The sequence below is a fragment of the Streptomyces sp. NPDC055078 genome, from assembly GCF_053607985.1.
Genome location: NZ_JBSGUP010000032.1, coordinates 19,813 through 29,856, shown reverse-complemented (window position 1 = coordinate 29,856; position 10,044 = coordinate 19,813). Strand labels below are relative to the sequence as shown.

The window sequence follows — 10,044 nt, the reverse complement described above, 5'->3', positions numbered from 1 at the left end:
GGCCCTCCCGGGGCTCCACCCCGAACCCCGCGCCTCAAACGCCGGCGAGGCTGAAATTGCCCACCCGGGTGCGCAAAACCAGCCCGTCCGGCGATTGAGGACACGCCCGGAGGGCGTGCCGCTCCACCGTGGCGCGGGCTTCGTACGTCGGGCGCGGCCCGGTTGCCGGGGCTCCGCCCCGGACCGCCCCCTACGCCCTGCGGGCGTGGAGGTGCCCCCAGCTCCTCAAACGCCGGAGAGGCTGAATTCGCCCGCCCGGTCAGTCCTTGTCCAGGCGGAATGACGCCGGGAGCACCGTCGCGCCCGGGAAGTCCGCCTCCACCAGGTAGGTGCCCGGGGAGACCTGGCCCGCCGGGGTGGTCGCGCAGCGGGGGGCGCTCTGCTCGCGGTCCCACTCGACGGTGTGGGTGACGGTGCCGCCGGCCGGGATCCGCAGGAACAGGCTCCCCTGCGTGCGGGGGCAGTGCTCGGATGACCAGACCTGGTCGTCGCTGTCGTCGGTGACGGTGAGCACCGCGGCCCTGGGGCCGAAGTCGGCCTTGCAGGTGGTGTCGGAGGTGTTGGCCGCGCTCAGCCGGAAGGACGGCTTCTTGCCCGGTTCGTAGGACACTTCGGGGGTGCGCAGGGTCAACTTCAGTGTGCCCGGGGCGCAGTTGGGCAGGGCCGAGTCCGCCGCGACACGCTGACCGGCCGAACCGCCACTGCCCGAACCGCCGCCGCCCGCGCCGCCCGTGCCCGCGCCGCCCGTGCCCGCGCCGCCGCCCGAACTCTGGCCGCCGCTCCCGGTGTCGCCGTCGCCCCCGCCCGTATCGTGGCCGGTGCCCGGGCCCGTACCACCGCTGGCGCTGCCGCCGGGGCCGTCGCCGGCGCCGCCGTCGTCGCGCCCGCCGGGCTGTGCGCTGATCGCGGGACCCGATCGCGTGGGGCCCGGGGTGATGGTCGAAGGGGCCGACGAGGAACTGCCGTTGGCGTTGTCGTCCTTGTCGCCGCCACCCCCGCCGGAACTGAGCGCCCAGACGGTCAGCACCGCGAGCAGCGCGATCAGTGACAGCGCGATCGCCCTCCGTCGCCAGTAGATGGAGGAGGGGAGCGGCCCGATCGGATTGCGCAGAGATCCCACGGGTCAAACCTTACGAGAGATCGCGGCCAACTCCCGTCCTACCCGCCGTCTGCTTGCCAAGTTCTCCGGATCATCATCATGGTCGGTGTCCGGCACCCCCCACTTTCGCCGGGGATGCCCGTGGCCGAACGTGGCGGTACCCGGCCCGGCCCACCCGGTACGGTCCCAGATCATGGACAGCAGTATCACCCGCGGCCTGTACCGCGACATCGTCGACTTCGCCCACTCCACGCCCTCCTGGTTCCAGCATCTGGCCGAGCTGTGGACGGAGGCCGGACTGCTGCTCTTCGGGGCGCTCTTCGTCGTCGCCTGGTGGCGGGCGCGCGGCGGCAGTTCGCGCGCGATAGCCGTGGCCGTCCTCGCGCCCCTGGCGACCGCGACCGGATATGTGGTCAGTGAGTCGCTCAAGTCGGTGGTCGACGAGGAACGGCCGTGCCGTACGGTCACGGACGCCGCGGCCTCCCTGGTGACCTGCCCGCCGACCGGGGACTGGTCCTTCCCGAGCAACCACGCGGCGATCGCCGGGGCCGCCGCCCTCGCCCTCGCGCTCGCCTGGCCCAGGATCGCGCTGCTGACCGTGCCGATGGCGCTGCTGATGGCGTTCTCGCGGGTCTTCGTCGGGGTGCACTATCCGCACGATGTGCTGGTGGGCCTGGCCGTCGGCGCGGTGGTGGCGGTCGTGTTCACCCTGGCGCTGGCCCGCCCGGCGGCATCGCTGTTCACCGCGATGCGGACGAGCCGTACGGGTGTGGTGGTCTGGTTCGCCGGTCCGGGGCGCGGCTGAGCGGGGTCCGGAGCCGCGGGCCGAGCGGGGCTCGCGGCTCGGGGCGCGGCCGAGCAGGGTCCCGGGCGCGGGCCGAGCGGGGTCCCGGTCGCGCCCAGGAGTACGGCCGGGCACACGGCCAGGCGCCCGCCGGCCGCACAACCGGGCCCACCGCCAGACCCACCACCAGACCCACCGCCAGACCCACCGCTGGGCACACCGCCACGCCCACCACCAGGCGCACCACCAGGCGCACGCCCGACCGGCGTACAACAGGGCCGGATGGTGCCCGGCGGCGAGGGCGACTCCCCGTGGCCCGGCTGAGCAGCGCGGAGTCGGCGGATGCCGTACGGCATTGCGCCGACCGGCCCGCCGCCGCCTAGCCGATGGGGCCGGAGCCGGTGCGGCGCCCGCTCCCCGGGACGTGCCAGGATCGGTTGTGCCATGACTGACACCACCACAGACCACGCCCACGCCGACGCCGCGTCCTTCCACACCCCCGTCATCGCCTGGTTCGACGAGCACGCCCGCGATCTGCCCTGGCGCCGCCCCGAGGCGGGCGCGTGGGGTGTGATGGTCAGCGAGTTCATGCTGCAACAGACCCCGGTCAACCGGGTCCTCCCCGTGTACGAACAGTGGCTGGCCCGCTGGCCCCGGCCCGCGGATCTCGCGGTCGAGGCGCCCGGCGAGGCCGTGCGCGCCTGGGGGCGGCTCGGCTATCCGCGCCGTGCCCTGCGGCTGCACGGGGCCGCGCAGGCGATAGCGGAGCGCCACGGCGGCGACGTACCGAAGGACCACGCACAGCTGCTGGCGCTGCCGGGGATCGGGGAGTACACGGCGGCTGCCGTGGCCTCCTTCGCCTACGGCCAGCGGCACGCCGTGCTCGACACCAATGTGCGCCGGGTCTTCGCGCGGGCCGCCACCGGCATCCAGTACCCGCCGACGGCGACGACCGCCGCCGAACGCAAGCTGGCCCGCGCGCTGCTGCCCGGTGACGACGAGACGGCGGCCCGCTGGGCGGCGGCCTCGATGGAGCTGGGCGCGCTGGTGTGCACCGCGCGGAACGAGGACTGCGCGCGCTGTCCCATCGCCGCCGCCTGCGCGTGGCGGCTGGCCGGGAAACCCGCCCACGAGGGGGCGCCCCGCCGCGGCCAGACGTACGCAGGCACCGACCGTCAGGTGCGCGGGAAGCTCCTCGCCGTACTCCGGGATGCCCACTCCCCTGTCCCGCAGTCCGCGCTGGACGCCGTCTGGCACGAGCCGGTGCAGCGGGCGCGGGCGCTGGACGGACTCGTCGCCGACGGTCTTGTGGAGCCGCTGGAGGGCCGGATGTACCGCCTCCCCGGCTGACGCGGGAGGATCTCCTGCCCATCGCAACCCGCTCCAAAACATCGACTGTTACACAACCGATGGATGGCCGTGCGCCCTCCGACGGCTGCCCCGCACAGCGCCGTGACAACCGCTCCGTAACTTCTGAGGCGTAACGACGCGGAAGCGGGTCGCTTGTCACGGGGACGGAGGCGGTTGAGATGGCGCACGGCGAGGTGCTCGACTTCGAAGAGTTCGAGGAGTACGTACGCAACCGGCAGGAGGCGCTGCTGCGCAGCGCCCGGCGGCTCGTGCCCGACCCCGTCGACGCCCAGGACCTGCTCCAGACCGCGCTGGCGCGCACCTTCGGCCGCTGGGACGGCATCGCGGACAAGTCACTCGCCGACGCCTATCTGCGCCGGGTGATGATCAATACGCGTACGGAGTGGTGGCGTGCGCGCAAGCTCGAAGAGGTGCCCACCGAGCAGCTGCCCGACGCCCGGGTCGAGGACGGCGCCGACCAGCGCGCGGACCGCGCCCTGCTGATGGACGTCCTCAAGGTGCTCGCGCCCAAGCAGCGCAGTGTCGTGGTACTGCGGCACTGGGAGCAGATGAGCACCGAGGAGACGGCTGCCGCGCTGGGCATGTCGGCGGGTACGGTGAAGAGCACACTGCACCGGGCGCTCGCCCGGCTCCGCCAGGAGCTGGAGAGCCGGGACCTGGAGAGCCGGGACCTGGACGCCCGCGCTCTGGAGCGCGGCGGGGTGCGGCGTGCGTGCGGGGACGACGAGCGGGGGCAGGAGCGGTGCGCGGCCTGAAAGGCCCGATGGGCGGACGCGGCAGAGGGGCACTGGCGGCGGGGACCACGGCGATCGCCGGGTTCGCCGCCATCGGCCTGTTCACCGCCGCCTGCTCAACCGGCGGCGACGGGGTCCAGGACGAGGGCTCGGCGCACGCGGAAGCCAAGGGCTCGCTCCCCGCCGCTCCCGCCGCTCCTTCGATGGGGGGCGACGCCGGACAGGACGCGGCGCAGCGGACCGAGGACATCGACCCCGTCAAGCTGATCAAAACCGATCCCAAGGTCAGCGCCCGCGTCAAGGCCGATCTGCGGCCGTGCGGCGAGTCCGCCGACTATCCGGTGGACAGCTCCTACGGGAACATCACCGGCTCCGGTTCCCCCGACGTGGTCGTCAATGTCGTGGCGTGCGGCGACGGGGTCGGGCTCGGCACCTTTGTGTACCGGGTGAACGGCACGGCGTACGAGAACGTCTTCGCCCTGGAGGAGGCCGCCGTCTACTCGGCGATCGACCGGGGCGATCTGGTGGTGACCAAGCAGCTGTACGCCAAGGACGACCCGGTGGCGACACCGTCGGCCGAGGAAGTGACGACGTATCACTGGGCGAGCGGCAAGTTCAGCCGGCTGCACTGGGTGCGCACGGAATTCAGCGGTGCGGTCGGCGTGGGTGGTCTGGAGAACCCCGAGCCGACCGCGCGGCCGGAGGAGAACTGAGAGCGTTTGATGGCCGAGACCCATGTCCTGTTCGTCGAGGACGACGATGTCATCCGGGAGGCGACCCAGCTTGCCCTGGAACGCAGTGGCTTCATGGTCACCGCGATGCCCGACGGGCTGCTGGGCCTTGAGGCGTTCCGGGCCGACCGGCCGGACATCGCGCTGCTCGATGTGATGGTGCCGGGGCTCGACGGGGTGAGTCTGTGCCGGCGTATCCGGGACGAGTCGACCGTGCCCGTGATCATGCTGTCGGCGCGGGCGGACTCGATCGATGTGGTCCTCGGTCTTGAGGCGGGCGCCGACGACTATGTCACCAAGCCCTTCGACGGGGCGGTGCTCGTCGCGCGCATCCGCGCGGTGCTGCGCCGCTTCGGGCACGCGGGCGGCGGCGATCCGGCGGCCGGGGGGCCGGGGGCTCTCGGAGCGCTGCTGACCTTCGGTGAACTGGAGGTCGACACGGAGGGGATGGAGGTGCGCAAGGGCGGGGAGCCGGTGGCGCTGACACCGACGGAGATGCGGCTGCTGCTGGAGTTCTCGGCCGCGCCCGGCACCGTACTGTCCCGGGACAAGCTTCTGGAGCGGGTCTGGGACTACGGCTGGGGCGGTGACACCCGCGTCGTGGACGTCCATGTCCAGCGGCTGCGCACCAAGATCGGCCAGGACCGGATCGAGACGGTCCGCGGCTTCGGCTACAAGCTCAGAGCATGAGGCGCCTCGCGCTCCGCACCGGCGTCCGCTGGAAGATCAGCATCGCGATCGCGGCCGTCGGCGCCCTGATCGCGCTGACCCTGAGCCTCGTCGTCCACAACGCCGCCCGGGTGTCGATGCTCGACAACGCGCGCGAGGTGCAGCTCGCCCAGGTCGTCCTCGCCCAGCGCTGGTACGAGACGTCCAAGAGCCCCCGCTTCAACGCCAAGATCAACGACCCCGCGCTGCCCAGAGAACTCCAGCGGCTGATGGCCGAGAAACGGCGCGGCACCTTCGTGGACGAGCGGGGCGACGGGCCGCCCGAGATCTGGGCCGCCGTTCCGCTCGCCAACGGCGATGTGCTCTCTCTGCGCACCAGATTCGCCGGGCGCAGCGCCACCATCCTGGCGGATCTCGACCGGGCCCTGATCATCGGCTCGGTCTCGGTCGTCGTCGGCGGCTGCGCACTCGGCGTCCTGATCGGCGGCCAGATCTCCCGGCGGCTGCGCAAGGCCGCCGCTGCCGCCGCCGATGTCGCCGAGGGCAATACGGAGGTACGGGTGCGGGACTCGATCGGCGGGGTCGTACGCGACGAGACCGACGATCTGGCGCGGGCGATCGACGCGCTCACCGATGCGCTGAACGCCCGTATCGAGGCCGAGCGCCGGGTGACCGCCGATATCGCGCACGAGCTGCGCACCCCGGTCACCGGGCTGCTCACGGCCGCCGAGCTGCTGCCGCCCGGCCGCCCCACCGAGCTGGTGAGGGACCGCGCGCAGGCCATGCGCACCCTCGTCGAGGACGTCCTGGAGGTGGCGCGGCTGGACAGCGCGTCGGAGCGGGCCGAACTGCAGGAGCTGGCGCTCGGCGAGTTCGTGTCCCGCCGGATCGCGGTGCTCAACCCCGACGTGGACGTCCGGATCGTGCACGAGTCCTGGGTCAGCACCGACCCCCGGCGGCTCGAACGCATCCTGCTCAATCTGCTGACCAACGCCGCGAAGTACGGCAGACCGCCGATCGAGGTCACCGTCGAAGGCCGGGTCGTGCGGGTGCGCGACCACGGCACCGGCTTCCCGGAAGCCCTGCTGCACGAGGGCCCGAGCCGCTTCCGCACCGGCGCCAGCGACCGCGCAGGCACCGGTCACGGCCTCGGCCTCACCATCGCGGCCGGCCAGGCCCGGGTCCTCGGCGCCCGCCTCACCTTCCGCAACGCCACCCCGGAGGAAGCGACACCCATCGGCACGGCCGGGGGCGCGGTCGCGGTCCTCTGGCTCCCCGAACACGCGCCGACGGACACGGGGAGCTTCCCGATGCTTCCGGCTCGGGGCTGAGTCCTGGTGCCTCCCGGGCGGGGGCTGAGCGGTGCGGCTTCCCGGCCCGGGAGCGCCCCGATGCTGCCGACCCGGGGTGGCCGCGCTGCCCGCGCGGGGGGGGCCTCCCTGAGAGGCACCCGGCCCGCTCGGGTTCCCGGGCCGCTCGGGTTCCCGGGCCCAGGGTCCGTCCTCAAACGCCGGACGGGCTGGTATGCGCGCCAGCCGTACCCCCTCGGCCGTCTCCTGCGCCAGGCCGCCTCTGAACCGATGCCGTGGATACCAACGAGTCCTACCGAAGACAGAGAATGCGGTCCGGCTGATCAGGCGGACGCGGCGGACAGCACCACGTCCACGAGCCTGTCCGCCGCATCCGGTCGCCCGTGCGTCCGGGCCCGCTCCGCCATCGCCGCCCGTCGGGCGGGGTCGGTCAGGAGCGGGCCGACCGCGCTCCGCAGAGCAGCGCCGGTGACCTCGCCGAGCAGGGCGATTGCCGCTCCCGCGTCGGCCAGGTGCCGGGCGTTGTGAGCCTGCTCATTCCCGGCCGACGTGGCCAGCGGGACGAACACCGCAGGCTTGCCGAGCGCGGTCAGCTCGGCCAGAGTCCCAGCCCCGCTCCGCGACACCACGACATCGGCCAGCGCCAGTACGTCCGGCAGCTCCGACCCGAGAAACCCGGTGAGGTGGTAGCGGCCGGCGAGGGCCGGGTCCAGCGCGGCGGCGGCTGCCCGAAGCTCGTCCACGTTCGCCGGACCGCACTGGTGGACCACGTTCGCGTGCGCCAGGAGCCAGGGCAGTACTTCACGAACGACACCGTTGATCTGCTGGGCACCCTGCGCCCCGCCGGTGACGTAGACGGTCGGCAGTCGCCGGTCGAACCCGGACAGGGCCAGCGCCTCGACCGCCTTGTCCGCGTGGCCGCCCAGTACTTCCGGCCGCACCGGGTTCCCGGTGACGACCGCGCGCTCGCGCACCTCAGCGGGCAGCAGCGGCAGCGAGGACTCCGAGGACACCGCGATCCGCGTCGCCGAACTCGCGAGCTTCCGGTTCGCCAGGCCCAGCCGGACGGTCTGCTCGTGCAGGACCAGCGGAACGCGGCACAGCCGTGCGGCCAGCCCGGCCGGGACCGCGACGTACCCACCCGTCGCCAGGACCACGTCCGGCTGGAAGCCCGACACGATCGACCGGGCCTGAGCCACGCCGAGCGGCACCCGCGCCATGTCCTTCACGTTCGCGGCGGACAGCATCTTGAGCGGATTCGACGAGCGGCGGATCTTCCCGGTGGCCACCGTCCTGAACGCGATCCCCTCCGCCGGGGCGACCCGCGCTTCCAGACCGTCCGCCGTCCCGATCCACAGGACCTCCAGCGTGCTGCCCGCATCCGCGAGGCGGCCTTGCAGGGTACGGATCGCCGTCAGGGCCGGATAGGTGTGACCGCCAGTGCCACCGCCCGTCACAAGCAGCCGGAACGAACGCGGGAGCACGGAGGAGGTATTCACCCCACGCACCCTATTGGCTGCCCAGCCGCTCACGCTGAAGGACGCCGGGTCGCTCCGTGGCTGCGGCGCCCGAACAGTCCGGGACGCGGCGATGAGTTCGGGGCGTCCGTCCGGTCTCTCTGTGGAGCGGGTGCATTCGCGCCGGCAGGATGAGCGAAGGAGCTCCAGATGTTCGACCTCGAACCGCCCCAGGCCGCCGGCAAGGTCCTCTTCCACTTCAGCATGTCGCTGGACGGGTTCGTGGCGGGCCCGAACCACACCATGGGCTGGCTGGCCGGGGTCACCGGCCGCGACGGCGTGGAAGAGTCGTACATCGAGACCACCGGCGCGGTCCTGGGCGGGCGGAACGGCTGGGACCGCGCCCCGGGCGCCCGGCCCTACAGCGAGGCTTGGAAGGGCTCGATCTTCGTCCTCACCCACCACCCCGAAGACGCCACCCCCGCCGAGGGCGTGACGTTCCTGAACTGCGACGTGGCCGAGGCGGTACGCATCGGCCTGGACGCCGCCGACGGCAAGAACCTCGAAGTCCTCTCCCCGACGATCGGCCGCCAACTGCTCGAACGCGGCCTGATCGATGAACTCCACCTGCACATCGCACCCGTCCTGCTCGGCGACGGCATCCGACTCTTCGACAATCCCGGCGGCCGGCCGATCCGGCTGCGGCACGCCCAGGGTTCACAGCCCTTCGCCGAGGTCGACGTGCGCTACTACCCCGTTCCGGAAGCGTAGGAACCGCGGCGGCGCCGGGCAGGGCCCCGCCGTGTCCCCATCCGGGGCTTGTGGCGGGGCCCTTGTTCAGGCGATGCCGAACTCTCCGGCCTTGACACTCGCCACGAAGGACGAGAACGCGGCAGCGGGGATGTCGACTACGGGCCCGCCCGGGGTCTTGGAGTCACGGACGGGAACCATGCCGTGCGAGACGGCAAGGTTGGCGGCAACCTCGACGCAATTACCGCCGTTGTCGCTGTAGGAGGACGTGAACCAGCGGGGAGATTCGGTCGTCACGGGGTGCCCTTTCGTACCTCGTTGATCATGGCTACGGATGCCGCTTGGGAGAGCGCTTCAGCCTGTAGTTGATGGTAGGCCGTCAACAGGGGAATCACCGACCCACTCTCGCGGTCGAAGTGACCCTGAGTCTGGGACTCGGCGTAGGAGACCAGGGATCGGTCCGACAGCGTCAGCAAGTTGACCGGCAGGTTGAACGGGCGTCGCTCTCCCATGTCGAACGGGGCAATCTGAATCATGGTGTTGGGGAGTGCTGCGACCTCCACCAACCGGTCAAGCTGGGCGCCCATGACCTCGGGGCCCCCGATCGGTCGGCGGATACAACTCTCATCCATCACGACAAGCATCATGGGCGGTCGGGGCCGCACCAGGGCCGCCTGCCGCTCCGCCAGGAGCGACACTCGCTCGGCCGCTTGCTCTGGCGTGATCGCACCCCGCCCTATGGCGCTGTCCGCCAGCACCTCCGCGTACTCCCGCGTCTGAAGCAGTCCCGGGATGATGCCGATTTCATACAGCCGGATCTCTACCGCACGCGCCTCATACCCGACGTACTCCGGGAAGCCTTCCAGCAGGCTGCCGTGGTGCATCTCGCGCCACTGGCGTTCGAACGTGGCCACTGTACCGGCCGTGCCAAAGACCAGGTCGGCAGCTTTCGCGAAGCGCAAAGAAGGCATCTTGCGCGCAGTTTCAACGCCCGAAATATGCCCACTGGAAATGCCCATATGCGCGGAGAGGTCCTCTTGCTTCCAACCGCGCGCCTCGCGTGAGCTGCGGAGCCGCGCGCCGAACGCTGCCTGTGGGCTGCTCTCCGGGTCCAGTTCCTTGAGATTCACTCAGCCTTC

The 10,044-nt window shown here is 72.0% G+C and carries 11 protein-coding genes; 7 read left to right on the top strand and 4 right to left on the bottom strand.

The genetic code is table 11. The features are described from left to right. Positions 1-259 precede the first annotated feature (259 nt). Positions 260-1,120, bottom strand: coding sequence for a hypothetical protein (locus ACWF94_RS05180; protein WP_453484826.1), 861 nt, complete (start codon positions 1,118-1,120; stop codon positions 260-262). Positions 1,121-1,292: 172 nt separating this feature from the next. Between ACWF94_RS05180 and ACWF94_RS05175 the strand changes: the two genes are divergently transcribed. The 6 genes from ACWF94_RS05175 (at position 1,293) to cseC (ending at position 6,719) form a co-directional block, all read left to right on the top strand. After that, positions 1,293-1,904 carry a phosphatase PAP2 family protein gene (locus ACWF94_RS05175; RefSeq protein WP_453484824.1) on the top strand — a complete coding sequence of 204 codons (612 nt, stop codon included), beginning with the start codon at positions 1,293-1,295 and terminating at the stop codon, positions 1,902-1,904. Between the two features lie 423 nt (positions 1,905-2,327). Further along, positions 2,328-3,233 (top strand): A/G-specific adenine glycosylase, encoded by a 906-nt coding sequence (locus tag ACWF94_RS05170; RefSeq protein ID WP_453484823.1) that lies wholly within the window; start codon positions 2,328-2,330, stop codon positions 3,231-3,233. A gap of 179 nt (positions 3,234-3,412) precedes the next feature. After that, complete coding sequence (locus tag ACWF94_RS05165) at positions 3,413-4,009, top strand: SigE family RNA polymerase sigma factor (RefSeq protein ID WP_453484821.1); 597 nt, start codon at positions 3,413-3,415, stop codon at positions 4,007-4,009. Beyond that, positions 3,997-4,701: a hypothetical protein gene (locus tag ACWF94_RS05160; protein WP_453484819.1), complete on the top strand. Its 705-nt coding sequence runs from the start codon at positions 3,997-3,999 to the stop codon at positions 4,699-4,701. Before ACWF94_RS05165 ends, ACWF94_RS05160 begins: the two co-directional genes overlap by 13 nt. Before the next feature lie 6 nt (positions 4,702-4,707). Continuing rightward, complete coding sequence (gene cseB / locus ACWF94_RS05155) at positions 4,708-5,409, top strand: two-component system response regulator CseB (RefSeq protein ID WP_453484818.1); 702 nt, start codon at positions 4,708-4,710, stop codon at positions 5,407-5,409. Beyond that, complete coding sequence (gene cseC, locus ACWF94_RS05150) at positions 5,406-6,719, top strand: two-component system sensor histidine kinase CseC (protein WP_453484817.1); 1,314 nt, start codon at positions 5,406-5,408, stop codon at positions 6,717-6,719. The genes cseB and cseC overlap by 4 nt, the downstream gene beginning before the upstream one ends. A gap of 302 nt (positions 6,720-7,021) precedes the next feature. Here cseC and ACWF94_RS05145 read toward each other — a convergent pair whose 3' ends face one another. Then, a complete protein-coding gene (locus ACWF94_RS05145) occupies positions 7,022-8,197 on the bottom strand; it encodes a UDP-N-acetylglucosamine--N-acetylmuramyl-(pentapeptide) pyrophosphoryl-undecaprenol N-acetylglucosamine transferase (protein ID WP_453484815.1) in 1,176 nt (391 codons plus the stop codon). 168 nt (positions 8,198-8,365) lie between these two features. Between ACWF94_RS05145 and ACWF94_RS05140 the strand changes: the two genes are divergently transcribed. Beyond that, positions 8,366-8,926, top strand: a complete 561-nt coding sequence (locus ACWF94_RS05140; RefSeq protein ID WP_453484813.1) for a dihydrofolate reductase family protein — start codon at positions 8,366-8,368, stop codon at positions 8,924-8,926. Between the two features lie 66 nt (positions 8,927-8,992). On the opposite strand, the gene ACWF94_RS05135 is transcribed toward ACWF94_RS05140, so the two are convergent. After that, a complete protein-coding gene (locus ACWF94_RS05135; RefSeq protein WP_453484812.1) occupies positions 8,993-9,202 on the bottom strand; it encodes a DUF397 domain-containing protein in 210 nt (69 codons plus the stop codon). After that, entirely contained in the window at positions 9,199-10,035 is an 837-nt protein-coding gene (locus ACWF94_RS05130; RefSeq protein ID WP_453484810.1) for a helix-turn-helix domain-containing protein, read from the bottom strand. Before ACWF94_RS05130 ends, ACWF94_RS05135 begins: the two co-directional genes overlap by 4 nt. Positions 10,036-10,044: the final 9 nt, after the last annotated feature.

Excerpts from the sequence above, each read along its gene's own strand:
- ACWF94_RS05165 (WP_453484821.1), top strand. The coding sequence starts at position 3,413 with ATGGCGCACGGCGAGGTGCTCGACTTCGAAGAGTTCGAGGAGTACGTA.
- cseC (WP_453484817.1), top strand. The coding sequence starts at position 5,406 with ATGAGGCGCCTCGCGCTCCGCACCGGCGTCCGCTGGAAGATCAGCATC.
- ACWF94_RS05170 (WP_453484823.1), top strand. The coding sequence starts at position 2,328 with ATGACTGACACCACCACAGACCACGCCCACGCCGACGCCGCGTCCTTC.
- ACWF94_RS05140 (WP_453484813.1), top strand. The coding sequence starts at position 8,366 with ATGTTCGACCTCGAACCGCCCCAGGCCGCCGGCAAGGTCCTCTTCCAC.
- ACWF94_RS05175 (WP_453484824.1), top strand. The coding sequence starts at position 1,293 with ATGGACAGCAGTATCACCCGCGGCCTGTACCGCGACATCGTCGACTTC.